Genomic DNA, 26,946 nt, shown 5'->3' on the forward strand with positions numbered 1-26,946 from the left:
TCTCATCTCTTCGTCAGCTGTGCAACGATTCCCATGGCCTTCATCAGCACCAATCGCGCCGAGCTCACGAGAGCAAAACCCCATGCCCACTTTCCCGGCCTCCCGTACCACACTCCCGCAGCGAGTGACCGGACCACCCCGCGTAACGACTTGCCACTGACCGCGGAGGACAACGGGCTCGTCAGGAAGTAGTCGCCTCTGCTGCGTCGATCAGATGGCTCCAGATACTCTTTGCCCCACTGGATGTAAGCCGCACTCTGGTCGGAATCGGTTCGCGAAAGAGACGCTGAGGTCATGTTGTACTCGACCAGCACATCTGGCGACTGAACGATCGGAATATCGGGAAAGCGACGACGTACATCGATGAGCCAGGACGGGTCGTCGTGTACCGCTCCCAGCGGCAGGTCCATCGGGACCGCTTCGGCGATCTCACGGGGAAACAGCAAAGTCGACGTCTGCGCACTCGCCCCGCCGAACCTGAGCGAGTAGAAGCGAACCAGGTACTGGTCCACGGGCTCATGAATACCGATCAAACGAACCGGCCACTGCGACCCACCACCATCGGCAGTGATCGTCCGAAAGCGGCAGGACGCAATCCACAGCGCCGAATCCGTTGGTAACGAGGATAACTGGATATCGAGCTTGTCCGGCAACCACACATCATCGTCGTCGAGCAGACCGATGACGTCTCCCGTGCTTTCGTCGATCCCCGACTGGCGCGCTCTGCTGCTTCCTGCGCCGCCACCGGTGTGAATCACGGTGACCCGATCATCTTCCGGAACAACGGGTTCAATATCGGAATCCACCACCACGACCACCTCGGAGACTGCATAGGTCTGAGCCAGCGCAGACCGCACAGCAGCATCGAGAGAGCTACGACCGATAGTGGGGATGATAACGCTGACGGAGAGTTTCATCGAAGAACCACCGAATCGTACTCATTCGCGGGTACCGGAGGAGGAGTCGACGCCCGGCGTGGGCCGGGCACGGGTAGATGTCGACTGGCGAAGATCACTGCAAGCAGTGCGAATGCCGTCAGGAGGTTGTACGACATCGGGGAGAACATCAGGTCCCACCCCGCCTGGACCGCTATCTGCACCGCCATCGCCGCCCAGATTCCGTACCGCGTCGAGTTCCAGATGACGGTGAGTGCCGCGATCACCAGGAACACCGGTAGGACTGCGGCGAAGACTCCGCCCTCTGCCCAAGAGCTGAAGAGAACGGAGTGCAACGAGGTGGCACCGTTCGCCAGATGCCAGAAACCGTAGAACGGCAGGTTCGGGTCGAAGCCGATGCTGATCGCGAATTCCTCACCACGAGCGAATACCTCGGTCGTCAGGTTGTCAGCACTACCCCAACCGAAGATCGGCTTGTCCAAAATCGCTGCTATTGAGAGAGGCGATTCGGTACGCCCTGCCAGGATTGCGGGCACACCGGTCGAATCCTGCAACTCGGTCTTTACTTTCACTGCTTCTCCGGCAATTCCACTGCGCGCGATCGCCGGAATCAGGGTCCCGAGGCCAGCACCGACCCCGGCGACGATCAGGATCTGCGTGAAGCGCGACATTCTCTCCTGAGCAAGCCAGGTCACCAGCAGAAATGCCGCGCTACCCAGGCACACCAAAGCGTGAGATCGGAAATTCAAGACCAAACTTGCTCCTGCGAGCAAGACAAGAAAAATCGCTTGAAGGTGAACGGGGACTTTGGCTCGAACGAGAATGAACAGCCCGATCAGGGTGGCCCACGGTGCGTACGCGTACTTCCAGAGTTCCTCGAATGTGGACAGACTGGCGAAGGGCAAACCCGCAGTGACGAAGTACAGGCAGGATCCGAGGGCAATCCCGGTCGCGAGCGAAAAGAGTCGTTCCAGGTCACGACCCGCAATCACCGTGATTCCAACGAAATAGATGGCGAACGATGCCCACTGAATTACGCGCTCGTCGAAAAAGCTCAGGTCGTTGAGCTGCGAGGAGACAATGAAACCGGCAAATGCCACTGTCGACAGGCCGATAACCAACCGATCACCACGAGATGTTGCCGTCAGGAACAGCGCCGGCGCGGCGAGAAGACAAACTCCTGAGAAACCGGTGACGGTGAAACCCATTACCTGCAAGCCCGAGGTCATGCCCAGCAGAATCAACACCCCACTCGAGATCACCCGCTTGCCCACGACTCGGCGAGCCTCGAACGACAGACCGATCGCGGCAGGTTTCCGCGAATCCAGCCTGGCTACCGTCGTCATGCGGTGCCGTCATCCCCGACTACACGCAGAGCGTCCGACTGCGACACCCCGGTACCACGCGCCAAAGTGTCCCTGTTCAGACCCACCACGCCGTCGATGGCAACATCGGTGATGGGAATTTGCGTGCGCTCGAACCATTTGCCCGAAATCGGAGCAAGAAACCTGGCCGGCGTTCCTCCGTACACCCCAGGTTTCGGATCGGCGATCGACTTACCGGTCATTGTAGAGTGCGCTGCAAGAACCGAACATTCGGGCACTTTCGCACCTTTGAGAATCACGACGTTGCTGCCGACGGAAGTGTGGTGCCCGATCTCGATTCGGCCGACGGTCTGAATCATGTCGCGCATGTTCGGCTCGTGGCTCTGCAGAGTGCAGCGCTGTCCACCCACCGCGCTGTAAGCGCCGACCTCGATCGTGCCGGAACAGTCGAGGTAGGACCGGCTTTCGATCCGAGCCCCGTAGCCCAGTGCCAGTGTTCCGGCCTCCGGATCGAGCGCCTGGTAAGCCGGGTGAGCAGAAATCCAGTTCCAAGAACCGATCCCTGCCTCGTTCTCCAGGTGTAAAAGTGACACATTCTTGAATGTGTTGAACGGACCGATCGACACATTCTCGCCGAGTTCCGCGCGCCGAACCCCCGACACCAGGCACGGCCCAATTTTTGCCGACAGTGCGACATCGTGGCCGAAAGCGTTCAGAATTCGGTTCTTCAACCGGAGTGGTGGCAACAACCAGATGAAGAGCTGGATCAGCCTCATCGACAGGGCCTTTCGCTTGAAACGGGGTGACGGTCTGTTCGAGCGAGCGCACGCCACTATCGGCCGATACACTGCCCACGATCGGGACGATGGAAGCCTAGCAATGCTACGACTCTCGGTCTCGGCTTCACTGTTGGCTCACACCCTGATCGCGGTCTCACTCCGGTACCGTTACAAACGCCTCGATCCGTACGGCGGACTGGTCGACGCGCATTCCACCCTCGCTCTCGCTACTCGTGACCTGATTCGCAAAGGACAACCTGCGTGACCGACTCCACTGCATCAGTCAGATCCCTCGGCGCACTACGTGGGCGCTCCTACGACAAGGGCCGGGGTTTCGTCCATCAAGCTCTGTGGGTGGCGTTCTCTTCTCTCGTGTTCACGAAAGTGTGGTGCCCCAACCGCGTCCGTTGCGCCGCACTACGTGCCTTCGGGGCCAAGATCGGCACGGGCGTACTCATCAAACACGACGTGCGCATCCAGTGGCCGTGGAAGCTCGAGATCGCCGACAACACCTGGATCGGCGTGGGGTGTGACCTCTACAACGTAGAGCAGCTCACAATCGGTTCGGATGTCTGCGTGTCACAGCAGGCATTTCTCTGCACCGGCAGCCACGACCATCGTTCGCCGGTGTTCGAGTACGACAACGGCCCGATCGTGATCGAGAACGGTGTCTGGGTGGGGGCACGCGCACTCGTTCTTCGAGGAGTCACGGTGGGTGCCAACTCGGTCATCGGTGCCGCAGCACTGGTGTCAGCCGACGTTCCTGCATCGTCCTTCGCGCTCGCCCCGCCGTCGACCATCCGGCCGATTCGGCCACACTGACGTGCGTATTCTTCACGCAGTCACCTTGTTCAGCCCCGACGGCGCATACGGTGGGCCGGTTCGAGTCGCCCTCAATCAGGCATCGGCACTGAGGGAATCCGGTCACGAGGTCACCCTCACGGCTGGTGTTCGCGGATTCGATCCGATCCCGACCGAGCAGGAGGGCGTTCCACTGGCATTGAAGGGGGCGCGAAACCTCGTCCCCGGCGTCGGTTTTGCAGGCCTCGTGGCACCGACCTCGCTCACCTGGTTGCGCAAACACCGAGCCGAGTTCGACGTGGTACATGTTCACCTCGCCCGCGACCTGGTGATGCTGCCGTTCGCGGCGACCGTACACAGATTGGGCCTCCCGTTCGTCGTCCAGTCGCACGGCATGCTCGCACCCAAGTCCAATCCACTGGCTCCGGCGCTCGATTTTCTGTTGGTCCGACGCCTGCTTCGCCAGGCACAGACTGTGTTCTGCCTCACTGATCAAGAGCGAGAAGGCATTTCCGACGTAGCCGGCGACGGAGTGAATATCCAAATGCTCAACAACGGCGTCCCCGAGTACGAAGCGGCCGAATCAATTGATGCGGTGCCCGAAATCCTGTATCTGGCCCGCCTGCACCCGAGAAAACGTCCACTCGATTTCGTCGACGCTGCGAAACAAATTCTCGACAGCGGTTTTTCGGCTCGCTTCACCCTGGTCGGACCCGACGAGGGTGAAGCCGAGCAAGTAGCGGAGTCCATCGCCAGCAGACCCGAGATCACCTGGGAAGGGCCACTTCCTGGGGGCACGGGCCCCGAACGGATGCGTCGCGCGTCGATCTACGTACTGCCGTCGGTCAACGAGCCGTACCCGATGTCGGTCCTCGAAGCGATGGCCGTCGGCATCCCTGTCGTAGTCACCGAGGAGTGCGGACTGGCCGCCCTAGTGTCCCGCACGGGTTGCGGACTCGTAACGGTGCCGGGTAAAGGCCCGATTGCACAGGCAATGCAGACATTACTGACCGATCCCGCACTTGCCCGGGCGATGGGCGAACGAGGTCGTGCCTCCGCCAGAAGTGAACTGAGCATGAGGTCGGTGACGGCCAGGCTGTCCGATACCTACGCCGACGCCGCAGCTCAGCGAGTTCGTCGTGGGTGATCGTTCGAAGGCCCTTTGGCGGCGTTTGCGAGTAGGGAGCCGAGCGGCGAACGCCGCACTCGTCTTGGTGCTCGTCGTGGCCGTCTCTCTCGTGGTCGCAGCCGTCGTCCGAGACGACTCATCTGCCCCCACCGTCACCACTGTCGACAGGCCGGTACGGATTTCGGTGGTGGGCGATTCCTACAGCAGGGGCCTTCCGGACACCCTCGTGTGGCCGGAGCTGGCCGCAGAATCGACCGGGTGGTCGATAGACAACGTCAGTATCTTCAGCGCAGGATATGTCGCAACCGACGGCAACGGAACCTTCGCCGATCAGATCGACGCGGCACTGGCCGGCAACCCGGACGTCGTTCTCGTCGTAGGCGGGATCAACGACGTCGGGAAGCCACCGGAACTCATCACACAACGCGCGATCGACACCCTCGGCGAGTTGGCTCGCCGAGCACCCACCGCCAGAATCGTGGTCATGGGCCCGATATGGCACGAACTCCCGGTTCCCGAAGCTGCCGGGGTCATCGACAATTCGGTAGGTACCGCGGCACACACGCTCCGGTTGCCTTACCTGAGTGTGGTGGGTGAGGATTGGTTGGTTCCGGAAGGAATGATTCAGGAAGACGGCATCCATCCCACCGAGGCCGGCCAACGAGTACTAGCCCAGCAGATCGTTGCGTCCCTCGAAACGACCGGAGTTCCCTTTGTCTGAGCAATCACGGCATTCAGCGGCTCCCAGCGGCAAACCACGCCGGATTTCGCCCACCAACGTCCACCGTGGGCGCATGATGACCGGTGGCGTCGTCGCACTGGCGATGGTCGTCGTCATCGGAGTGGCCGCAGTGATGTTCGGCCACGACAGCGCGTCGTCCGACCCCGACTCGGCTGTGTCAGCAAGCGAGCCGACGACCGACTTCGGCGCATCCCAGTCGGCACTGTTCGTCGGCGACAGCTATACGGTCGGGCCCTCGTCCGTGCCGGATTTTGGCTACCCATGCCTCACCGCCACCAATCTCGGGTGGAATTGCAATTTGGGTTCCCAACCCGGGACTGGATACATCAGCGGCGGACCCGACCACCGGTTGCCCAGAGTCCTCGGCGCGCTCGAAGTAGCGTCACAGAGCGCTTCAGAGCGTCTTCCGCGTCTGCGAGAGAACTTCGACGCCGACGTAGTGGTGCTCGACGCCGGCCGCAACGACCTCCAGTTCGGCCCGATCTACTTGAGCAACATGTTCCTTTACACCGTGGAGCGGGCGCGCGAAACTTGGCCGGCTGCACGAATTGTCGCCATCGCACCGTGGTTCATAGACGACCCCGACGTGGAGTTCGACTCTGAGGAAGGCCCGGTGAGGGTCGGGCCGTATCTGGAGGGGAAGCTCAGGGAAGTACCGGAAAATGCGTCCGTCACGTTCATCGATCCAGGTACTCTCGGATGGTTTGTCGGCGAAGACGTGAGCTCGCTCTTGGCGGACGACGGGATCCACCCGAACCCCGAAGGCCACAAACGAATTGCCGAAAAGCTCACAGCCGCCTTGATCTCCGACGGATTCGGGCAGCTGCAATGACGCTCGGCCCGACTCCATCGAAGTTCGAACTCGACGGGATCCGATGAACAGCACCCTCTCCGAATACTTCCGCATCCTGACCGAGCGTTGGCGTTGGGTTGCCGTCGTATGCCTCGTGGTTGTGGGTCTCGCAGCGACGTACCTCCTTCTGCAGCCGAAGTCCTACCAGTCGCAGTCGACGGTCTTCATCTCGACCCCACGCGACGATTCCGATACCTACTACCGCGGTGACCTGTACGCCAAGGAACGCCTTCCGTCGTACGCCGCGTTGATCCAAAGCCAAGATCTCGCCAAGAGAGTCATCGCCGATCTTCAATTGGACAGCACGCCGGAGGCGATGATCGCCAGCACGACGGCCACGCCGATCCCCGGCACCGTCTTGATCCTGCTGGCGACGTCGGCCGGCTCACCGTCCTCGGCCCAGGCCATCAATCAGGCCTATCTCGACGAGTTCATGGCCGAAATCGCCTCTCTCGAAGCCATTCCCGGGGCTCTGACACCTCGAGCCGAACTGCTGGTCGTCGAACCACCGACCAGTTCGGACCTGCCGGGCGGGTTCCCTCCTTCCCTGGTGCTCGGTGCTGCGACGGCAGCAGGGCTGATTGCCGGCGCGACTCTGGCGGTAGTTTTGGCCCTCGCCGACTCACGTATCCGACGACCGGAGGATGCGATCGAGGCAACCGGTTTACCATTGCTGGCAGCCTTTCCCGCTCAAACATCCAAGACGACGGGAATCGAACCTGGCCGCGAACTCCGCGACTCCTTGCAAGCGGCTCTCCCGGTGGACCGGAAGCACATCGTGTTGGTGACCGCACCGGATGTCTCGTCCGGCTCCACGTCCGTTGCCCAGCAACTCGCCGATTCTCTCCGCGATTCGGGAGAAAGTGTCGCGTTGATCGACTTCGACGTCCGGACGAAGTCCACCGGCACGCCCGACGATTCCGTTGTGTCGGTCGTCGACGTGGTCGAAGATCTCGTGGCACCCGACGACGCCCTGAGCAACAAGGTCGACGGAATCACCGTCGTTCTCCAGGGCCGCACGTCCGAGAACGCGGCTCGAGTGGTCGATTCTCCGCGCGCAGGCCTGTTGATCGAGCGAGCCGCACAACTGCACGGCTGGGTCATTCTGGATTCCGCTCCGACCAGCAAGTTCAGTGATGCGCAACGGCTAATGCGCTTCGTTGATGCAGTGGTGATCGTGTCTCGCAGCGGCCGAACCAAGTTCGAAACTCTGAGGGAGACCGCTCGACAATTAGCGCCGGTCGGTCCGCAAGTTACCGGAATTGTCCTCAATGGTTGTTCCACGGCAGATATAGACCGCATCGGCCGATCGCATACGCCTCTCCGGTCCACATCGGTCGACCGATGACCGATCTCCGCCCAGCAACTGAACCAGCCCCCGGAAACCAAGGAGACCTTCGCTAACAATGGATATCAAAAGGGCGTTTGTAATCCTGCTCGAGCGCTGGTGGATCGTCGCGGTCACACTTGTGATCGGTATCGGCGCAGCGATAGTCGCAACCCTGGTCACCCCGCCGCAATACACCTCGAATACACAGCTCTTCGTCTCGACCACCGGTGGCACCAGCTCGACCGAGTCCTACCAGGGTGATCAATTTTCTCAGCAGCGCGCCACGTCATACGCGCAGATCCTGACCAGCGAGATCCTCGGCCAGCGAGTATCGGATGCGCTGGGCCTGAGCCTGAGCGGTAGTGCAGTGGCCGGCCGAGTAACCGCCACCGTCGTCCCCAAGACGGTGCTGCTGGATGTCAGCGTGACCGACTCGTCCGCTGACCGGGCTGCCGAGATCGCAAATACCCTGTCCGACGAGTTCATCTCCTACATAGTGCCTTTGGAGACACCGACCGGCCAAGACCAGGCCCGAGCGACCGTGACCATCGTCAATGGAGCCGAACCAGCGACGAGACCCACGACACCCAAGCTGACGACCTACCTCATCTACGGCGCTGCCTGTGGGATTCTGATCGGCCTCCTACTTGTCATCGTGGTGGCGACGCTCGATCGGAGGGTATCCAAGCGATCCGACGCCGAATCGCTGACCGGGCTACCGGTCCTCGGCCCGGTCACCTCGGTCATGCAAAGTCCGGAGGGTCGTCGTACACAGCTCGACAATTGGACCAGCCCCGAAGCCGAGGCGTTTCGTAAGATTCGGGTCCACGTGCAATCGATACCAACGGGCCCGCAGGTAATTCTCGTGACCAGCTCCTCGGCCAAGGAGTCGACCATCAATTTCTCGGTCGATCTCGCTGTGGCACTGGCAGAATCCGATCGGCGGACGGTGGTGATCGAGACCGATTCTGCGCACCCCACGGTAGCCGAGCAATTGAGCCTGCCAGACTCCGCAGGACTGGTCGAGGCGTTGGCGGACACCGCTGATCGGCCGGACGCTGCAGACCAGCTCGCTGCACCCACCACCAACCGGAATCTCGACGCGATTGCGGTCGGTGTCGGTGTAGACGCAACTCCGATGCTCTCCACGGCGGCGATGCGCGAACTGGTGGAGAAGTTGAGGCAGTCGTACTCCTACCTGGTGATCGATGCTCCACCGGCGGCCGCGAGCGGCGCAACGGCCGTCCTCTCCGGATTGTGCGACGGAACACTGCTGGTCATCGACACCAGGCTTGCGCGCGATCGCGACGTTGCTACCGCAGTCCGAGAGTTGCAGGGCTCGGATGCTCGGCCGATTGCCGCAGTTCTGACGAACTCGCGCCGCAAGCGCTAGACGCGATCCTGTTGCTCGACCAGATCACCGGTGAGCGACTCGAGCAACAGGATCGGATCCGTGACAATCAGATTCATTGCCTCTTCGATCTTCGCTCGCTCGAACACATTGTCGTGGAACGATACCGAGTAGGTGCGTTCTTTACCTACGACGCCGCACATGACCGTGATGGCATCGGGTGCCGAAGGATCGAGCAGGCCTGCGAACTGGCCACCCTCACCTTCGGCCCACGGAACCCGGTCCCACGACGGCGGTCGACCCAGATCCGAGTACATGAGCTTGACCTTCGGTTCGCGCAACACACGATCCGCCGCGGTCGGGTCTGCCGCGGACTTGATCCGCACACTCGCCGATACGATCCCGAGCACGGCCAACGGGAGTCCGGAGGTGTAGACGGCGTTCAATACCCGAGCCTGCGGCTCGATCGGGCGGGTCCCGGAAATGGCCACGTTCAGCCCAACGGCGAAGTTTCCGTTGACAGTCGTCTTTGCATCCAGATACCTGCGGCAATTGATGGCGATCGTGACTGCCGGGGTGGACTCGAGACCTACCCGGTCCATCGCGCAGCGCACCAACCACAGGGCCACCGTGGCCGCGCCCGCCGACGGAGCATTCTTCTTCCGCCATGCTGATACCGCGGCTTCAGAGGCCGCCGTGGACTGCCTGATCACCACCGCGGGCGATGGGCTCCACGGAACCGTCTCACTGCTCTCGGGCCGGCCTATCCCCTCGAGGGACTGCTGATTCAGGGCCTGCATTGCCTTTACCGCCCGCCACGCGTCGCGCAGCCTCAGTGGATGCAACGCGAACCATCGCAACAAAGCTCGCGGAATGACATGTCGAGACTCGGGCTCGAGAGACCATACGCTCGCGCCGTCGCTGTCATCGAGATGCAATGCCTCGACCAGGTCGACGAAGAGCTTTCCATCACTCAACCCGTGTGCGGTGTCGATGAACAGGTACTCGCCGCAGATGGTGACCTCCAGCGGCAAGCGTTCTCCCGCTCGACGTCGCACATCCGCGATTGCTGCTTCCAGTTGTGCAGACGTCGCAGCCGGCCCGACCTCTCGGACCGCGTCGTCACCGATCGATTGCGCAATTCCCCAGGAGACTGTCCCTGGCTGCGGCACGAGGCCGATCCGAGTGTGAGTCCCCGAATCCACAAGGCTCTGAAGCGTGGCCCGGACGGCATCGCCATTCACCCTCCGGGCCGGGCCGGCCACGCCGATGTATCGACTGTTGATCATGCACAGGTCGGCACCCGTGACCCTGTAGGTGTTATCAGAATTAAGGGACAAGGATGAAACTCCAATCCGACAAACCAACTGCGACGTTCCGTCGTCCTCACAATTTCACGAGTCGGGCGGAACCGGCAATTCGCCGCCTGGAAATCATTCGTTTGACCGCGACCGATCCACGACCAGAATCAGTTGATGAGTGCCCGAACCGCGGCCAGGGAGGGCTTGGCAGAGTTATCCGTCCTGATCAACCCGTAGTTCTCTTCGAGGTTCTGACTACCGGTATTGATGTCACGGTGGTCGAAGATGAAGATGGGCCCACCGTTCGGCAAGGACCTCAAGTAGTTGATGCCGTCCACCAGAATCTCGGTCTGTCGTGCTTCGGTCACACCGTACGGAGGCTGCCCGGGAGTAGTGGACGCACCGAACTCCGTCGACCAGATCTTCTTCCAACCGTCTCCGTTGACATACATGAGGTACGAGATCATGTCGATCGAATTTCGGGGAGTCCACCAATCCGTGCCAGCACTCAGAAGATCGGGCGAACTGTACGGATGGTTTCCGATACCGTCCAACGACGCCCCGGCCTGATTCGCATAGAGGGCCTCGACAAAACGTGCCGGGCTGATGTTGGTGCCGTCGTCGATTGCCGGCGATAATCCGCCGCTGATGATCACGGCGTACTGATCGACGGCTTTGATTGCGGCATAGGACAGCTTGAGCATCTGGCTGTACTTCGCAGCGTCGGGCTTCGGCGCGAAGCTGTGAACAACGTTTGGCTCGTTCCAGATTTCCCAGTTTCGAATCAGGCCCCGGTAACGCTCTGCCGCCAGACGCGTGAAGTTGGCGTACGTGGCCGGATCGGCAGGGCCGGGATGCAAGAAGGTCCTGCCTTCAGGTATCGCCGCCCAGGTCGGCGTATAGGTCGGCACAGCCAGTATATTGAGACCAGCGTTGTATGCGTCCACTACCAGTTTGTCGGTGCCCGCCCAATTGAATACGCCTCGAACAGCTTCGACCTGGGGCCACTGGATCGGTATACGCACCGCCGGAAAACCGCTTTGCTTGATCGACTCAATCTGGGCTTGCCGCACGGAATCGGAGGTCTCCAAGGTTACGGCAGTGACACCAAGTGTGCGCGGGCCCATCGGCCCCGACGCGGCCGACGCGGGTGCCGGCAGAGCCACCGACACGGAAGCCGCGACGATCAGCGCGACAGAGGAAGACACCGCACGACGAAAAAATGGCCTACTTTTCGACGCACTCGGCGAGAGGGATCTGAAACTGATATTCACAGCGAAGGCCTTACTCGAGAGTAAACAGGTGTGGCTCTTGCGGACAGTCCCACAAGAGGAGGAAAGCAAAGGTTCGAGTGCCACCGAAGGGCTTTGACCTATATGTACACCAGGCTCGGAAATAAACAAACACGAGAAATAGCGAAACCTGGAGACGTATGACAATGAACCGCGCAAACAATCTGCGAGTTTCTTCAATTGCGATTTTCGCAACCATCGCCCTGACATCTGCGTCGTGCGCGAGCCAGACGTCGGAAAGTATCTTGGTACCGGAAGTAAGAACATCTGCGCCGCCGACGGGCACCGAGGCCGACAACTTCACGGTGTACAGCAATTTCACAGCCCTACCCGACGGCCCAGCCCCGAGCACGTTCGAGACCGGCCAGGCCGCTTCGGTAGCACCGGTGCTCGACCCATCCATGAATCTGCGAATCGCCAATGGCAAGTTGACTTTCGCCCCGACCGTCGACGGGCCCGCGGCCGCGTACTTCAGGACAGGCGACCTCGGCAAGCCAGTGACATCCGTGGGTATGAAATGGACTTTCACCGCGCAACCAGGGGATACACCCGGTGTCGCCGCCATGGCGATCGCCGACAGACCGGCAGATCCACTGGGCGGCGCATCCCCCCTCATGCCCCTCCACTTCATCGTTACCCGCGACGGGTGGAACTACTCGGTGTCTCCCGGCACGTCCGGCGGCGGAGCCGAATTAATTACCATCGCCGCAGGAAGATTCAGCTCTCCGCTCGCCGAAGATGGAAATACAATTCATGAAGTGCACATCGCCATTCGTGGCGATACCGCAGCTATCGATTTACCCGACGGAAACCGGCAAGAAGTTCAAGATCCTCGAATCGAGGCATGGGCATCTCGATACGCATTCTTCGAGCCGTACGCCGACCGATCCTCGACAGACTCCATTACGGGCTTTACCGAAGTGTGGGCCGACCTGTGAAAAGGAAATAACAGAAGAGGAGCAAATAAACCGAACAGTTCCGACTTTATTGCCTGGTCTGAGTATCGTCACCGCCGACTATGCGCAATCATGACTGGATGCCCACCACCGACCCCTTCCACTCGCTGGTACTGCTCAACTCGGTCTTTGCCTGCGCGACATGGAGCCTGACGAAGCCGAGCTGGGCCGCTGCCATCACACTGACGGCCAGCTCGATCCTATGGCTGTTCTTCAATCACCCAATCGAGGGTCGGGTGCTCTACTCAATCGACTACCAGACGGGCTTGACGGAGTCCGATTTCGTCTCGGCGGCAGGGCTATTGCTTGCAGCCGTGACGGTAATTCGCATAAAACGCCGTCCGGTTGCAACGCCAGGAAGCCGCGGGGAATCAGAAGCGGAACGACCCAGCCGGTAGACACACCGAACCGGCGCTTTCCAGATCCGGCTCGTCGGCAGGAGCCATAAAAATGACCGGAACCTGGGCTGCATTACCGCCGCAAACCTCAGGACGCCACTGTTCACCCGATCCGCCGCGCAATCCCGGCCTTTCGGGGCATGGAACGCCATTCCAGTTGTGACAGGATCTGCGCATGACGAACTCGAAGCCGGCATCCGCTCGACGTTCCGATGCCCTGTCGAAAGCGCGCATCGTGCAGGCAGCGACCGAGATGCTCGATGAGGGCGGTACCGACGCTCTGACCTTTCGCACGCTCGCCGCACGACTGTCGACCGGCCCCGGAGCGCTGTACCACCATGTCAGCAACAAGGAAGATCTGCTCGCGGCAGCGACCGAAGCCGTCATGGCATCGGTCTTCGAGTCCTCGCCCGACAACGGTGCGACAGAGCCGGGTGTTCGCGGCGTGATGATGAGAGCGTTCGACGCAATCACCACGCGGCCGTGGGTGGCAACGCAACTCGCCGGAGCGCCGTGGCAGCCGGCCGTCATGCATCTCTTCGACCGCATCGGAACCGAACTGGACGCACGCGGAGTTCCAGAGCATGCACAGTTCGACGCCGCTTCCGTGCTCATGTACCACGCTCTCGGGGCTGCGAGTCAGCGTCATGCCGGGAGGCAACTGGCCGCCACGGTGACCGACCGTGCGACTTTTCTCGACTCCACTCGCTCGGCGGTGACCGATACCGGCGACTATCCGTTCCTGACGCGGATCGCGTCGCAATTCGCCGGCCATGACGACAGAGAGCAATTTCAGGCCGGTGTCGACATCATCCTGGCCGGCATCGACCACCCCTGAACCGGCCCAGTTCGCCACTTCTGCCCTCTCCGCTTGACAGCTTTGGAACACTGTTCCATCCTTGCTTGGAACAGCGTTCCAACAACAGGCGGAGACAGCCATGAATCCATCCATCACGATCATCGGGGCAGGACTCGGCGGCCTGGTGCTGGCACGAGTACTGCACGTTCACGGAATCGCCGCCACGGTGTACGAGGCTGACCCCACGGCTGACGCTCGCACACAAGGCGGGCAGCTCGACATCCACGAGAACGACGGGCAGGTCGCACTGGCCGCGGCCGGGCTCACGGGCCAGTTCCGCGCCATCATTCACGAGGGAGGCGAAGCGACTCGCGTACTCAGCCCCAATGGCGAGGCTCTACTCGACGAACCCGACGACGGCACCGGAGGTCGACCGGAGGTGCTGCGCGGAGACCTGCGACGCATTCTGCTCGACTCCCTGCCGGCCGACACCGTTCGATGGGGGCACAAGCTCACCTCCGTCCGCCCACTGGGCAACGGACAACACGAAATCGAGTTCGAGAACGGAACCACCACGGTCAGTGATCTGCTCGTCGGCGCCGACGGCGCGTGGTCACGAGTCCGATCCCTGCTCTCCGCCGCCGTACCCGACTACGTGGGCACCGTCTTCATCGAGACCTACCTCCACGACGTCGACGCACGGCACCCCGCCACCGCCCGCGCAGTCGGTGATGGCGCGATGTTCGCCCTGACGCCGGGCAAGGGGATCGCCGTGCACCGAGAGGCAGGCGACATCCTGCACACCTACGTCCAGCTCAACCGCAGCGCTGAGTGGATCGACGCGATCGACTTCACTGACGCGGTCTCCACCAAAGCAACGATCGCAGCCGAGTTCGATGGGTGGGCAACGGAATTGACGGCGTTGATCACCGATGGAGAGACCGCGCTGGTTCCTCGCAGGATTTTCACGCTGCCCAACGACCACGATTGGGGGCGCACCCCGGGAGTAACCCTCGTGGGCGACGCCGCACACCTCATGCCTCCATCCGGAGACGGCGCGAATCTGGCGATGTTCGACGGCGCCGAACTCGCTCGCGCGATCTCCGATCACCGCGGCGACATCGAAGCAGCCCTGTCGATCTTCGAGAAGGCCATGTTCACGCGAAGTGAAGCAGTGGCCGTCCAGGCACACGAAACGCTCGACCTGTGCCTCGGGGAACAATCCCCGTCCGGGCTGATCGACCTGCTCACCGGCGTCACCTCGGGTGATCGCCTCTCGCAGTAGCAGATTCGCTGTTCGACGCAGTGTCGAGTGCGAGGGCGGCAAGGAGCCGCAGTCCGTCTTCGCTGGCGCTGCCGGCCGCGGCGTTCAGGACGATCATCTCCATCCCCGGTTCTCCCGGCAGCGCGAAGTTCTCCTGATGCAGTTCCAACAGACCCACCAGAGGATGGTGGTAGGCCCTGCGCCCGTGCGTCCGCGCACACACATCTGCGCGGGCCCACAGTCGACGGAATCGATCACTCCCCATGGACAATTCACCGATCAGCGACGCCAACTGCGCATCATCGGGAAATTTGCCCGCGGCGAACCGAAGGTGCCCCACCACATCCAAGGTGCAGGTGTTCCAGTCGGCGTACAGCCCGCGTTCGGCTTCTTCGAGAAAGATGTGCCGCGCAGTGTTCAACCCCGGTATGGGTTGGCCGTACAGCACCTGCGCCATCCGATTACCGGCAAGCACGTTCAGACGGTGATCCATGACGAATGCAGGCGCTCCCTCGACCAGATCGAGGACGCGCAGAAGTTCCGGTCGGACGCGGCCCTTCGGGATTTTCACAGGTCGACGGCGTCGGCGGGCGAGCCGAAGCAAGTGCGCCCGTTCGATGTCGTCGAGACCGAACACACGCGCAAGGGCGTCGAGAATCTGCTCGGACGGCTGTGTGGCGCGGCCCTGCTCGAGACGAACGTAGTAGTCGATACTGACGCCCGACAGGTGAGCGACCTCTTCGCGCCGCAGTCCGTCGACGCGCCGATACCGGTCGACGGGGATGCCGACCGAAGCCGGATCGACGCGGGACCGCCGAATTCTCAAAAAGTTCGCCAAATCGTCCACACCTCAGTATCCCCCGGGTATGTCCGTCGAGAGTGGTACCGCCGATACCAGGAACACCGACCACAGGACATCGCACCCCTGAACGACAAGGGCCTGACGAGACAGGGTGAAGACGTCACTCGAACACGAATTCTCTCGAAAACCAGGAGCAACCGTGAAGACTCTCGTCGTCTACGCCCATCCCGAACCGAAGTCGCTCAACCACTCACTCGTCGAGCTCGCCGTCGTCACCTTGGAATCCGCAGGCCACGAAGTGCAGGTGACCGATCTCTACGGCTCCCACTGGAAGGCTGCCCTCGACGCATCGGACTACGGTCCTGCAGCATCGTCGCCACTGCGGGTGGCTGCAGATTCCGGACGGGCCTTCGACACAGGCACTCTCACACTCGACGTCCGCGCCGAGCAAGAGAAGTTGTTGTGGGCCGACACCATCATCTTTCAGTTCCCCCTGTGGTGGTACTCGATGCCCGCGATACTCAAGGGGTGGGTGGATCGAGTGTTCACCTACCACTTCGCCTATGGCGTCGGCGAACACAATGACACCCGATACGGCGAGCGCTTCGGCGAAGGGACACTCGCAGGCAGGCGAGCGCTGCTGTCGGTCACCGTGGGCGGCCCTGAATCTCACTACTCGGATCGAGGCATCAACGGACCGATCGACGACCTGCTGTTCCCTATCCAGCACGGCATCCTCTACTACCCGGGGATCGACGTGCTGCCTCCGTTCGTCGTCCACGGATCAGATCGATTGACGGCCGAGGAGTACGCCGTTACCGCAAAGAACTGGGAACGCCGCCTACTCGAACTCGAAACGACCGAACCGATTGCGTTCAGGAAACAGAACTTCGGCGATTACGAGATACCGTCCCTGCGCCTCAAAGAAGGCCTGGAGCAACGCGGGCAGTCGAGTTTCGGGTTGCACGTGAGTGGCCCGGGCATCACTCCACTCCGAAAGCCCATGTTGGGATAAACCCCTGGCCGAGGCGTCCGATGGAGCGTCAGGTGCACACCCTTCGGTCAATCACCGCTGAACAAATCGTCGGCCAAATCCGCGCCGACGACGATGTCGCTGAATTCGATGCTGATGTACGGCATGTTTCGTCGCACAGCTATGCCCGACTCCGCATCGAATGCCACGGCGCTCGGAAAGCCCTGCCACCCCGGCGGTAGCTCGAACTCCCACGCGGGCCTGCCGCCGACCTCGACAGCAGTCCCTTCGGTGTTATCAGCGATCAGAGTGCTGAACTCGACATCCCAGTTCTTGTGCACGTCGACCAGGGATTCAGGGTGTACCTCGAGACCGATCGGCGGAGTACCTTTCTGCAGGACGCCGTCCACTCGGGACCAGTAGTCGCCGCGCCGGTTGATGATGTGCCGGGCCCCTTCTCGGTCTGCCATCCGGTACGACCTATATGGGCGATACCAGAACCGAATCTCCGCTACCCGATCTCCCCTGGTCTCGACAGCCCGTCCGTACCGGGACAGCCGGGAAGATTTCCGGTACCGGTCCACGACGGCACCCCACGAAGATTCGGACTCGAAAGTGCGCGGCGGATCGACAGGCAGCGCGGACCCTGTCCGAACCACTGCGACGGAAAAAATGCCCTGGCTCAGCACATCAGGGCTGACGTGAGACTGGGTCAGATGATCGGCCAACGCAAACGATCCAGCTACCGAGGGGTATCCGTCGTTCTGCGGTGGCGGCCCATCGATCCCGATTCCGCCGATCGCACGCGCGGCCTCGATCACCGACTCCGGTGCACCGCCTTCCTCGGAGTCGTAGTGGTAGGGATCGAAATCGGCGACGACCTTTCCGTCGGACCACCAGACGAACCGCTCCCCCGAACCGAGGCTACTGTGCGACAGGATGACCCGGCCTGCGAACAACGGCTGCAAGCATGATTCCGTAGCTCCCACGTACTGCGAGTTCTGTTGTACGAGTAGTACTTTGTTGTCACCGAACTCCATGACACCGATGAGCTGAGTATCGAGTCCGTCGAGCTTGCCTGCTTCTTCCAGATCGAACTCTGCCGGCAACAGATCCGTGATGCCCTCTGCCGTCACGTGTTCGGTGTTGTCCGCGCCCAAAGCCTGCAGTACCTCAGCGGCCGACGCATCGCAGATGATGGTCGAGACGTATCCGTTTCCGATCCAACCCTCGTACAGATCCGGGATGAACACGTACTCCTCGTACGAATGCATACCGCACGGTCTCACAAATCTCGCGTCGAGACCATACGACATTCGAGAAACCGCCGGGCCGACACGTCAGCGGTTTGCCTCCGGGCGCCGCTCCGATGCGGCGCTGACGCGATAGTCGGCGATGATGAGTCCGTGCCGACTACCGATCCGTTCCACGCGCTCGTTCTCCTGAACGCAGTGTTCGCCTCTGCCGCGTGGTCTCTCGCCAAGCCGTCGTGGCCGGCAGCGATATCGCTGGGTGCCGTCTCGATTCTGTGGCTGTTCTTCAACGCCCCCATCGAAGGCGCGGTGTTGTACGTGGTCGACGCGGACAGAGGCTTGACCGAGTCCGACTTCATCACGGTTGCGGGGTTGATCCTGGCGGCCGTGACGATTGCCAGAGTCCGGCGCGGACGGAGATCACGCGCCGACTCCTGAGAACCACAAGAAAGGGGTGACCCGGGTATCGAACCCGGGCCACCCCAGCTCTCGACGCCTCAGATGAGAGTGACTGCAGCGAACACAGCAACACCGACCAGCACTGCACCGGTGAGCGCCTGCACCCGACGGTCCACGACACACATGAGCGAGAGGAACCCGGGCATCGATCCACCCCGGCTGGTGTGCACGATGGCCAACGCGCTCGGCATGCATCGGCCGAGCGACACCGTCACGAACAGCACCGCACCCAGCGCGGGCGAGCCCATCGCTGCCACGCCCAGCGCCATCAGGTAATACGCACTCGACCGAATGTAGATCAAGAAGCCCGGTCCGATGATGGCACCGAACACCAGCGATACCTTCCAAGGTTCCATACTCCGCCGCAGATGACGCGGTAGCTGCTGCCGCCGCATCGGAGTCGGCATCGAGATCAGGCCCAGCTCGTGCAATCCGTATGCGAAGGCGAGAACCGCCCACACTCCGAGCATCGCGCCGACAGGCACAGCACCCGAGACGACACCCCCGACAGTACCGATCACGGTACCCGTCACCGAACCTGTGACGACGGAACCCAGTGCATGCCAACCGAGTCGACGGACCGGCGTCGAGGATCCCTTACGCCCAGGCTGCTTAGGTGCTACGACAACCCCTGCGACAGACATGCCGCACGTCGACCAATTGGCCGCGAGCGCGGTAACGGCTCCGGCGGCAACGACGACTCCGGTCAAACCGGCCGAAGCCGTCGGGGTGAACGCAAGCGCTGCGCCAGCTCCGATCGCCGCGGCGGCCGAGATCATGACGGTGCGGGTGCCGAGCCCGACCGAACCCTGCAGAGACGGCCTGATCTGGGGCATATCCTGCTGGAGCGCAGTGTGATCGATGATCGTGGTCATGGATACCTCCTCGATGATGTGGTGATCCACGTCAGCCGACGTGAACCGTTCCGGACATGTACGGGTGAATCGAGCAGTGGTACTCCACGTCACCCGGCGTGTCGAACGTGAACCGAAATGTGCTGTCTCCGTTGACGCCGCTGTCGAAGACATCGTCTGCGTGTACTTCGTGGAGCAGACCGCCGTCGTCGAACTGCCACTCAACGGTGCCCCCGACCGGGATGCTCACCTCCTGAGGGTCGAAGCGGACATTGCTGATGAGCACGGTCGCGTCGATGTCGGGTTCGGACGAGCAGCCCGCGGCCAGCAGCAGGATCGACACCGCGACGACCGTTCTCACTCCTCGACGACGACCGTGCCGAGCATCATCGGGTGCGGCGTGCAGTGATAGTCGAATGTGCCTGCCTCCTCGAAGGTGTAGGAGTAGCTACCTTCGGTCAGCAGTTCGCTCCGGAAGGTCTCGTCGGCCGTTTCGACGACGTCATGGGGCAGGCCGTTGTCGTCGAAGATCCACTCCACCGTCTCGCCCTTCTTGATGGTCACCGACGCCGGGTTGTAGCTCATGTTCTCGACGCGGACGGTCGCTGCGGGAGCATCGCTTCCCGAGTCGCTGCCACATGCCGTCAACCCGAGCAGCGCAACGAGCGCGATGGCCAGGACAAGAATCTTCTTCATGGGTTACCTCTCATCGGATGTACATCAAGTTCGCCGTCATACCGGCCTCGAAGTGATAGGCGTTGTGGCAGTGAAACATCCACTCACCAGGGTTGTCGGCGTCGAACTCGATCGCCAACGAGGACCCGGGTAGGACGTTGACGGTGTCTCGGCGCAGCCCGCCGTAGTCCGGTACGGAAAACGTGTGTCCGTGCGTGTGCATCGGATGCCACATGGTCGAGGTGTTGTTCATCGTGATGCGGATTCGCTCGCCCTGCTTCATGACGAGCTTGCCCGCATCTGCACCGGCCATGGCCCACACGTAGCGGTCTCCGGCCTGCAGCAGATCCACCGAGAACTCACGATCGGGTGTTCTGCTGCTCAGTTTGGTCTTCTCGGCCGGTCGAAGTGCGCTCTCCGGAACGAGCTCGCGTCCCAACTCCGGAATCGACCCGCCGACATCAGGATTGGCCATGGGCGCCGCGTCGGTGCTGCGCAGAACCGTCGAGGCATACCCCGGCCGACCCTCTACCGCGGCCACCATCGGCCAGGCACCCGACGCCACCGTCACCAGGACGTCGTACCGCTGCGCCATCCCGATGAGAATCGCATCGGTCTCGACCGGCACCACGTCGAAACCATCGACGGCCACGATCGTCATGCGATGCCCGGCCACAGCGAATCGATACGGAGTTTCCGCTCCTGCGTTGATGATGCGCAAGCGCATGCGGGAGCCGGGTGCGGCCTCGACGACGGCCGGATCGTTGGGCGGCCGGCCGTTGATCAGATGCAGCGGATACGCGATGTGCTGCGTCATCCCCCCGAGAGCCTCGGAGTCTCCGTGCCCCGAGGACGTCAGAGAGGTTGCGACCGTTGCCTCGTCGGCACCGATCGGAGCCGGCGCAGCGGCGCCGCCGTGCCCGGCATGACCGCCGCCGTGCAACTCCGGGTTCAGCGCTGCCATCACAGCATCGGGCGTGGTGCCCAGCCCGTCGACCCAGTCGTCGAGGACCAGCACTGCATCGACGTCTGCACCCGTGACGTCATCGGGATCTTCCACGATCAAGGCCCCGAACAGTCCACGATCCGCCTGCAGACCCGAATGCGAGTGATACCAGTACGTCCCCGGATCCGGCGCTATGAACGCGTAGTCGAAGGTGCTCCCCGGAACTATCGCCTGCTGCGTCACCGGTGGTACGCCATCCATGTCGTTGCGAATACGAATGCCGTGCCAGTGAATACTGGTGTCGCTCGGCAGTGAACTGGTGACCGATGCGCGCATCGTGTCGCCGGCCGTCAGCCGCAGTTCCGGTGCCACAGCACCGGTCCCGTAGGTCCACGTGTTGACCAGACGCCCGCCCAGGTCCACTGCTGCCGGGCCGGCGGCGAGGGCGTAGGTCGCCGCCTTGCCGGAGGATGCGCGTGCGGCTTCGGCCGCGGCGACCTCCGGGTCGGTGGCCTTGATGTAGTCGAGCTTGGCGGTGGATCCAGATGCAGCATCCGAGGAGCTACTGCATCCGGAAACTCCGAGTGCGCCGATTCCCGCCAGGCCGACGCCTGCTGTCGCGAGGGACAGGAAACGGCGTCGGCCCAGCGTCGACCGGGTGTCCGGTCGACTCACTCGATCACCTCGGGCGTCACCAGACCCGTGACCGGGTTGACTGCACCGTCGATGTCGACCGAACTCACCTGCTCGCCTGTCGCGGCATCGAATCCGACCAGCTTCTGCGGTGCTACGCCGTCGACCTCGGCTCCGTCGCCCAGCACGTAGAACGTGCCGCCGTCGACACTGAACGCCATCGACGAGAAGCTCTCGATTCCGATGTCCGCCAACGTCAACGAACGAACGGGGGCAAGATTCGAGGCATCGGACAGCACAACTTTGGCCACCGAACCCCCTCGTGCCGAGTGCGGATGGATGATGCTGTCGGTGTAGGTGATGGCCAGCCGCGAGGCGTCGGCATTGATGACGTTCTCCGCGAAACGCCCCGACGGATCACCGGCATTTCCGATCGGCTCCACAGTCTCGGTGGGGAGTCCGTTGGAGAAGTCGAAGACGAACACGTCGCCGGTCGCACCGACGAGCAACGCCTTCTTCGCTTCCTCCGCGAACGTCGTCTTCCGGTTGCTGACGAAATCGTCCGTGAGGACCTTCTCGCGGCCCACCTCGGTCGGTACGCCATCGTCACCGACGTTGATGTGCAACAGTTCCCGGGTGTCCTCGCACACGCTGTAGAGGTCATGGCCGACCATCCAGGTGAACGGCCCGCAACCGACGATGCGAAGTGCACCCGATTCCTCGCCTGCCTCGAGGTCCACGACGCGAATGCCGTAGAGACCGTCGTCCCAGCTGACGAAGTACTTACCGTCCGAGGTCACCGCATTCGATCCTTCACGCGAGTGCACTCGCGCCACATCCGGTAGTTCCGCTTCCTTCGGTTCGAGCAGGTTTCCCGAATAGGTGCTGACGGTGAAGTCCGCGGCCCCTCGCGACCCGCGTGGTCGCCAGACCTCGGCTGCGAGAATGGCCGGGTCACTGCTCGTCTCGCCGACGAACCCGTGTACCACCGGATCCCAGATTCCCGCCCCGACGGTCACGCGCGTCGTGACCTTGCCCGTCGCAGGATCGATTGCATTGACGGTCATTTCGAGCTTGCCGAAGCCGCCTTCGATGCCGAGTAGCTGGTCTGCACCGATCGGGGTGATCTCTCCGACGTGGAGCGGTTCGGGAATCTCGCCGGTGATCTCCTGATCCTGATCACCGAGACCGATTCCCTCGCCGGGCGCGGTGAAGTCGACGGAAGGGTAGGTGACCTCGGTCGAGGAGGCCGAGTCCTCGGTGTCCCCGCTCGAACTGCACGATGTCAGGGCCAGCAGCGCCGCCAAGGGTGCGACGGTGAGAGCCGCAGCGCGGCGTGTCCGTGTCACGAGCCGGCACCTACCTTCGGGCGAGCGGCGGGACGGGCCTGGCAGTCCGCGCCGATGATCGGGGCCATGGTGCAGGTGTACGCCTGCGATTCATCGGAGACGCACCAGATGATCTCTTGGTCGTAGCTGCCGCTGACCGGGTTGTACATCGTGGCCTGCATGTCGGGCTCGCCACAGAACGAGTTGGAACAACTCGGTGCGCCGCAGCAGTCGTAGTAGGCGATGAGATACGTCTTACCGTCGGCGGGGTTGGTGCAGCACCCGACCCAGAATTCGGCTCCGGGTTTGGACCCTGGTGCACAGGTGGTCAATCCACCCCCTTCGCATGCAGCGCAGGAGGTTCCGTCCATGCTGCACCAGCGCCAGTAGTCGCACTCGGCGGGATTGCTACCGTCGTACTCCGGCACCTGAGGTTCGGGTGCCTCGGCCGCGGGCGCCTCCTGAGCGTAGGCCCGGGAGACCGGAAGAGCGCTCACCACAGCCACACCCGAGGCACCCAGCGTCCATCGGCCAATCTTCGAGATCATGGATCGGCGCGAAACACGTTCGGACAGTTTGCGTCCCGATCGGCTCGCGAAACTACCTCCGCCTCCGGCCATCCATTCGGCCTGCTCGGCCACTGTCTTCTCGTCGACCGGATATCGCTGCTCGGTGCTACCCGCATGCGCATCGTGGGGATCGTGGGGATGTGCGTGATTGTCCATGTGCTCTCCGATGTGTGGAAGGGATACGGGTGGGACTACGCAGCGCCTGCATGATTCCGGGCGGCCTGGGTGTGCAGGTGTTGCAGCGAGGGCGTGCCGGATTCCAATGCGTTGAGCAGACTTTCGACCTGCGCCATGTGATTGCACAGGCCCTTTGCCTTGATCTTGCCGTGCTCGTCGAGAATGACGCCGAACGGCGTGGTGCCGATCTGGTACGCGATTCCCACGTCCCGACCGTCGACGTAACTCAGCTCGGAGCCGAGGCCTGCACCCGAGAGGAACTCCGCGTGTTCGGCTGCGGTGCCGTCGGAGATCATGACGATGTCGAGGTCTCCTTCGCCCTTGGCCATCGACTTCATCCCTGGCAGCAGGGATTTGCAGGTGGAGCAGCCGGGAGCAGTGAACAGCAGCAACTGCGGCCGCTCACGATGACCGCCGACGCTGACGGTGCGACCCACATGGTCGGTCAGGCCCTGGAAGCTCGGTCCTGCCTGCTCGATCTTCGGGCCGGTATCCATCATCCGCGCCCCGAGTGGCCCCAAACGTACTTGCACTCGGCCGATTTCGCGGGCCAGCCCGAGAATCATGAGCAGGAGCCCGGCTACGGCCACGGTGAGGACGAGAACCATGGTCACGAGAAATACAGTCATCGATGTGCCTTTCGGAACGAGAGATCAGTAGCGGCTGGTGGACGAGATGGCGCGAAGCTCGATTGCGGCGTTGGTGAGGTAGTCGTCGATCGGGCGTCGGCCGAACGACATCACCGAGCGGGCGTAGACCCCGACGCAGACGAGTGCGACGACGAACAGACCGACTCCGGTACCGGCGATGCGGTCGAACGTGCCTATGTCGGGAGTAAGGATGACGGTGGCGGCGAGCACCGCGAACGACGCTGCGCGGGCCGAGTGCCACCACCCGATGTGGGCGATCTCCTCACCCCCTGCCGAGAATGCGAAGCATCCACAGTCGAGGTCCCGGCGGCCACGGAGCAGGTTGATCGTCAATCCGGCGAAGAAGGCGAGAAACATCGCCGACGCGACCGCGCCGGTCACCACCGGAGCGACCCCGAGGATCAACCCGACACCGAGCACGATTTCCAGCCAGGGCAGGACTCGACCGACGATCACGGCCACCCGATCGGGAAGCAACCGATACCCCCGCACGGCACGAACCATTCGCGGGTTGTCACCGACCTTCGGTATCCCCGCCACCAACAGGACTGCGCCGACAACGCACGATACGACTGCCCAGAGCATCGCCAAGTCCTCACCTCATTCGCCTCACGCCGTCCGTCGCTCGGTCGGCTGATACGAACTATGCGAGGTGGATGCGTCGGCGGCGCTTCTCCTGAGTTACATACGCGGCGACGTCATGTGATGACACGAAAGGGCGATCACTGCTGGTCAGTGGCTTGAGGTGCATCAATCTGTGCGACAGATCACTGAATTTCGAGCGTTCGGCTCGATTTTGGATCGCCGATTCTCACTTGAAGTACCAACGTGTGAAACCACCGAAACACGGAAGAAACCACCGCGTCGTACCTTGTGTTTCTCAGCCGTCTCCATTCCAGCCAGGATGATGATGAACACCAGCGCACTGCGTGCCGCCCTCGAACAAGCCGCACTGACCGAGCGGCCCCTCAACCCTGTGTACTCGCCGTTGAGCGCACTCGGGCGCAAGCAGCTGACGCCCGTCGATCTACTGGGCCAATCGATGTCGACGATGGCACCCGCGACGTGCATGGTGTTCATCGCTCTGTGGATGTCGTCGGCCGACGTGGGTGGGGCCGGGCTACTGGGCATCATCGGTGCCACGATCGTGATGACACTCGTCGCATTGTGCGTACGACAGTTCACGCTCAGACTGGCGGCATCGGGCTCGCTGTACAGCTTCGTTGCGCACGGTCTGGGAAAACGGGCGACCTTGACGGCCGGGGCAGTATTGCTCTTCGCCTATGTGGGCGTGTCGATTTCGGTCCTGTCGAATGCGGGCGCGAACCTCGTCAAGGTCGCCGACGTAGCGGGGGTACATCTCGGCAGTGGGTCGGTGAACATCGCCAGCATCCTCGTCGCGCTGCTCGTCGTCGCGATCGCAGTCAGGGGGGTGCGCTTGGCAAGCCGGACCATCCTCGTCATCGAAATCTGCACTCTCTGCCTCATCACCGTGCTCTTGATGCGCGCACCGGTCGCCGTGACCGCGATCGACCCCTCGACCACCGCACCGATCGGTTTCGTTCTGTTCCTGACGATGCAAACCGTTCTCAGCCTGGCCGGCTTCGAAAGTGCCGCATTCTTCGGCCCCGAGGCCCGAACACCCCTGCGCTCGGTGTCGCGAACAGTGCTGCTGTCACCGATCCTCGTCGGGGCGCTCTACGTGTTCGCCGGCTGGGCCGGGATGACCGGTCACGCAGGAACACTGATCGGCGCCTACTTCAACGGCGTCGATTCGGGCGCGAGCCTACCTCTCGTCATGGCCGTCAACATCGGTGTCTGCTCGTCGTGGATTGCCTCGACCCTGGGTTTCGCGCAGGCCGGCTCGCGGTTGCTGTTTTCGATGAGCGTCGAGAAGATCGTCCCCAGCTTTCTCGATCGCGTCCATCCTCGTTTCCGGACGCCATGGGCGGGAGTCGCGCTCTTCGTCGGCGTGTCCTTGATCGGTTCGTTGTGGCACAACCCCCATCACGCGACCGACAACTACGACGTCGTGGTCGAAATGGCGCTCGTCCTCGCTTACACGATGGTCTCGATTGCCGCTCTACGATTTCTCGGCCGCATTTCCGAGCACACCGTCTGGACGCGGATGTTCGGATTGTGTGCGGCTGCAGCCGGGTCCGGAGTGTTGGTCTTCGCCGTCCTCGACACTGTCCGCTCGGGGGCCTGGGGATATCTCGCGTGGATCGTGGCGCTCGGAGCGTCGGGCACGATCTGGTATTGGTTCCTGTGGCGATTTCGGCCCGAGAGCATCGACGCCATCGGGGTATTCGACAGTGTCGAAACGGCCGATCTGTTACCAGGATCGGCCGACCTGGAGATGAGCGCAGCAGGAAAACCTGTTCTGACTCCTCCTCATCGCGGGGGGTAAC

General features: G+C 62.3%; 29 protein-coding genes. 14 read left to right on the forward strand and 15 right to left on the reverse strand.

Going from position 1 to position 26,946, the window contains the following annotated elements; genetic code table 11:
• Positions 1–2: 2 nt before the first annotated feature.
• The 3 genes from RHODMAR_RS01515 to RHODMAR_RS01525 are packed head-to-tail and all read right to left on the reverse strand — an operon-like array spanning position 3 to position 2,997.
• Positions 3–917 (reverse strand): glycosyltransferase family 2 protein, encoded by a 915-nt coding sequence (locus RHODMAR_RS01515; RefSeq protein WP_008710529.1) that lies wholly within the window; start codon positions 915–917, stop codon positions 3–5.
• On the reverse strand, positions 914–2,242 hold the full coding sequence (locus tag RHODMAR_RS01520) for a hypothetical protein (RefSeq protein ID WP_008710531.1): 1,329 nt from the start codon (positions 2,240–2,242) through the stop codon (positions 914–916). Before RHODMAR_RS01520 ends, RHODMAR_RS01515 begins: the two co-directional genes overlap by 4 nt.
• Positions 2,239–2,997, reverse strand: a complete 759-nt coding sequence (locus RHODMAR_RS01525) for an acyltransferase (protein WP_008710533.1) — start codon at positions 2,995–2,997, stop codon at positions 2,239–2,241. Before RHODMAR_RS01525 ends, RHODMAR_RS01520 begins: the two co-directional genes overlap by 4 nt.
• 103 nt (positions 2,998–3,100) lie before the next feature.
• On the opposite strand from RHODMAR_RS01525, the gene RHODMAR_RS28855 reads away from it, so the two are divergent.
• From RHODMAR_RS28855 to RHODMAR_RS01560, 7 genes are all read left to right on the forward strand, one after another.
• Positions 3,101–3,265, forward strand: coding sequence for a hypothetical protein (locus RHODMAR_RS28855; protein ID WP_157225946.1), 165 nt, complete (start codon positions 3,101–3,103; stop codon positions 3,263–3,265).
• Positions 3,262–3,822 (forward strand): colanic acid biosynthesis acetyltransferase WcaF, encoded by a 561-nt coding sequence (locus tag RHODMAR_RS01535; RefSeq protein WP_008710535.1) that lies wholly within the window; start codon positions 3,262–3,264, stop codon positions 3,820–3,822. The genes RHODMAR_RS28855 and RHODMAR_RS01535 overlap by 4 nt, the downstream gene beginning before the upstream one ends.
• A gap of 1 nt (position 3,823) precedes the next feature.
• On the forward strand, positions 3,824–4,948 hold the full coding sequence (locus tag RHODMAR_RS01540; protein WP_008710537.1) for a glycosyltransferase: 1,125 nt from the start codon (positions 3,824–3,826) through the stop codon (positions 4,946–4,948).
• Positions 4,949–5,024: 76 nt separating this feature from the next.
• Complete coding sequence (locus RHODMAR_RS01545) at positions 5,025–5,651, forward strand: SGNH/GDSL hydrolase family protein (protein WP_008710538.1); 627 nt, start codon at positions 5,025–5,027, stop codon at positions 5,649–5,651.
• 73 nt (positions 5,652–5,724) lie between these two features.
• On the forward strand, positions 5,725–6,504 hold the full coding sequence (locus RHODMAR_RS01550) for an SGNH/GDSL hydrolase family protein (RefSeq protein ID WP_051047709.1): 780 nt from the start codon (positions 5,725–5,727) through the stop codon (positions 6,502–6,504).
• Between the two features lie 43 nt (positions 6,505–6,547).
• Positions 6,548–7,873, forward strand: coding sequence for a Wzz/FepE/Etk N-terminal domain-containing protein (locus RHODMAR_RS26820; protein WP_008710542.1), 1,326 nt, complete (start codon positions 6,548–6,550; stop codon positions 7,871–7,873).
• Positions 7,874–7,931: 58 nt separating this feature from the next.
• Positions 7,932–9,248 (forward strand): polysaccharide biosynthesis tyrosine autokinase, encoded by a 1,317-nt coding sequence (locus tag RHODMAR_RS01560; RefSeq protein WP_008710544.1) that lies wholly within the window; start codon positions 7,932–7,934, stop codon positions 9,246–9,248.
• Here the strand turns inward: RHODMAR_RS01560 and RHODMAR_RS01565 are convergent.
• Together RHODMAR_RS01565 and RHODMAR_RS01570 are read right to left on the reverse strand one after the other, a co-directional pair.
• On the reverse strand, positions 9,245–10,378 hold the full coding sequence (locus RHODMAR_RS01565) for a hypothetical protein (protein WP_157225947.1): 1,134 nt from the start codon (positions 10,376–10,378) through the stop codon (positions 9,245–9,247). The two genes, RHODMAR_RS01560 and RHODMAR_RS01565, sit on opposite strands and share 4 nt — an antisense overlap.
• 296 nt (positions 10,379–10,674) lie before the next feature.
• Positions 10,675–11,865, reverse strand: coding sequence for a cellulase family glycosylhydrolase (locus RHODMAR_RS01570; RefSeq protein WP_157225948.1), 1,191 nt, complete (start codon positions 11,863–11,865; stop codon positions 10,675–10,677).
• A gap of 179 nt (positions 11,866–12,044) precedes the next feature.
• On the opposite strand from RHODMAR_RS01570, the gene RHODMAR_RS01580 reads away from it, so the two are divergent.
• The 4 genes from RHODMAR_RS01580 (at position 12,045) to RHODMAR_RS01590 (ending at position 15,237) form a co-directional block, all read left to right on the forward strand.
• On the forward strand, positions 12,045–12,737 hold the full coding sequence (locus RHODMAR_RS01580) for a hypothetical protein (RefSeq protein ID WP_157225949.1): 693 nt from the start codon (positions 12,045–12,047) through the stop codon (positions 12,735–12,737).
• A gap of 98 nt (positions 12,738–12,835) precedes the next feature.
• A complete protein-coding gene (locus RHODMAR_RS27370; protein ID WP_157225950.1) occupies positions 12,836–13,153 on the forward strand; it encodes a hypothetical protein in 318 nt (105 codons plus the stop codon).
• Positions 13,154–13,328: 175 nt separating this feature from the next.
• Positions 13,329–13,991 (forward strand): TetR/AcrR family transcriptional regulator, encoded by a 663-nt coding sequence (locus RHODMAR_RS01585; protein WP_008710556.1) that lies wholly within the window; start codon positions 13,329–13,331, stop codon positions 13,989–13,991.
• A gap of 100 nt (positions 13,992–14,091) precedes the next feature.
• Positions 14,092–15,237: an FAD-dependent oxidoreductase gene (locus tag RHODMAR_RS01590; protein WP_008710557.1), complete on the forward strand. Its 1,146-nt coding sequence runs from the start codon at positions 14,092–14,094 to the stop codon at positions 15,235–15,237.
• Here RHODMAR_RS01590 and RHODMAR_RS01595 read toward each other — a convergent pair.
• On the reverse strand, positions 15,209–16,063 hold the full coding sequence (locus RHODMAR_RS01595) for a helix-turn-helix transcriptional regulator (protein WP_008710558.1): 855 nt from the start codon (positions 16,061–16,063) through the stop codon (positions 15,209–15,211). The genes RHODMAR_RS01590 and RHODMAR_RS01595 overlap by 29 nt on opposite strands.
• Before the next feature lie 154 nt (positions 16,064–16,217).
• Here RHODMAR_RS01595 and RHODMAR_RS01600 point away from each other — a divergent pair, with 154 nt between their 5' ends.
• Positions 16,218–17,033: an NAD(P)H-dependent oxidoreductase gene (locus tag RHODMAR_RS01600; protein WP_008710559.1), complete on the forward strand. Its 816-nt coding sequence runs from the start codon at positions 16,218–16,220 to the stop codon at positions 17,031–17,033.
• Positions 17,034–17,080: 47 nt separating this feature from the next.
• Here RHODMAR_RS01600 and RHODMAR_RS01605 read toward each other — a convergent pair whose 3' ends face one another.
• Entirely contained in the window at positions 17,081–18,265 is a 1,185-nt protein-coding gene (locus tag RHODMAR_RS01605; RefSeq protein WP_042937524.1) for a DUF6461 domain-containing protein, read from the reverse strand.
• A 132-nt stretch (positions 18,266–18,397) separates the two neighbouring features.
• Here RHODMAR_RS01605 and RHODMAR_RS01610 point away from each other — a divergent pair, with 132 nt between their 5' ends.
• Positions 18,398–18,682: a hypothetical protein gene (locus tag RHODMAR_RS01610; RefSeq protein ID WP_008710561.1), complete on the forward strand. Its 285-nt coding sequence runs from the start codon at positions 18,398–18,400 to the stop codon at positions 18,680–18,682.
• A gap of 59 nt (positions 18,683–18,741) precedes the next feature.
• Here the strand turns inward: RHODMAR_RS01610 and RHODMAR_RS01615 are convergent, their stop codons facing one another.
• The 8 genes from RHODMAR_RS01615 to RHODMAR_RS01650 are packed head-to-tail and all read right to left on the reverse strand — an operon-like array spanning position 18,742 to position 25,120.
• The gene (locus RHODMAR_RS01615) at positions 18,742–19,578 is read right to left on the reverse strand and encodes a hypothetical protein (protein WP_008710562.1); all 837 of its coding nucleotides are present in this window, start codon (positions 19,576–19,578) and stop codon (positions 18,742–18,744) included.
• Positions 19,579–19,609: 31 nt separating this feature from the next.
• Positions 19,610–19,918, reverse strand: a complete 309-nt coding sequence (locus tag RHODMAR_RS01620) for a copper-binding protein (RefSeq protein WP_008710564.1) — start codon at positions 19,916–19,918, stop codon at positions 19,610–19,612.
• Entirely contained in the window at positions 19,915–20,253 is a 339-nt protein-coding gene (locus tag RHODMAR_RS01625; RefSeq protein WP_008710566.1) for a cupredoxin domain-containing protein, read from the reverse strand. The genes RHODMAR_RS01620 and RHODMAR_RS01625 overlap by 4 nt, the downstream gene beginning before the upstream one ends.
• Before the next feature lie 10 nt (positions 20,254–20,263).
• The gene (locus tag RHODMAR_RS01630; protein WP_008710568.1) at positions 20,264–21,853 is read right to left on the reverse strand and encodes a multicopper oxidase family protein; all 1,590 of its coding nucleotides are present in this window, start codon (positions 21,851–21,853) and stop codon (positions 20,264–20,266) included.
• The gene (locus RHODMAR_RS01635) at positions 21,850–23,160 is read right to left on the reverse strand and encodes a hypothetical protein (protein WP_008710570.1); all 1,311 of its coding nucleotides are present in this window, start codon (positions 23,158–23,160) and stop codon (positions 21,850–21,852) included. The genes RHODMAR_RS01630 and RHODMAR_RS01635 overlap by 4 nt, the downstream gene beginning before the upstream one ends.
• The gene (locus tag RHODMAR_RS01640; RefSeq protein WP_008710572.1) at positions 23,157–23,864 is read right to left on the reverse strand and encodes a methylamine dehydrogenase light chain; all 708 of its coding nucleotides are present in this window, start codon (positions 23,862–23,864) and stop codon (positions 23,157–23,159) included. Before RHODMAR_RS01640 ends, RHODMAR_RS01635 begins: the two co-directional genes overlap by 4 nt.
• 35 nt (positions 23,865–23,899) lie before the next feature.
• Positions 23,900–24,514 carry a redoxin domain-containing protein gene (locus RHODMAR_RS01645; protein ID WP_008710574.1) on the reverse strand — a complete coding sequence of 205 codons (615 nt, stop codon included), beginning with the start codon at positions 24,512–24,514 and terminating at the stop codon, positions 23,900–23,902.
• 24 nt (positions 24,515–24,538) lie between these two features.
• Positions 24,539–25,120: a MauE/DoxX family redox-associated membrane protein gene (locus RHODMAR_RS01650; RefSeq protein ID WP_042937526.1), complete on the reverse strand. Its 582-nt coding sequence runs from the start codon at positions 25,118–25,120 to the stop codon at positions 24,539–24,541.
• A 325-nt stretch (positions 25,121–25,445) separates the two neighbouring features.
• On the opposite strand from RHODMAR_RS01650, the gene RHODMAR_RS01655 reads away from it, so the two are divergent.
• Positions 25,446–26,945 (forward strand): APC family permease, encoded by a 1,500-nt coding sequence (locus RHODMAR_RS01655; protein WP_008710578.1) that lies wholly within the window; start codon positions 25,446–25,448, stop codon positions 26,943–26,945.
• The last annotated feature ends 1 nt before the right edge of the window (position 26,946 follow it).

This window comes from Rhodococcus sp. AW25M09 (genome assembly GCF_000333955.1).
GTDB lineage: Bacteria > Actinomycetota > Actinomycetes > Mycobacteriales > Mycobacteriaceae > Rhodococcoides.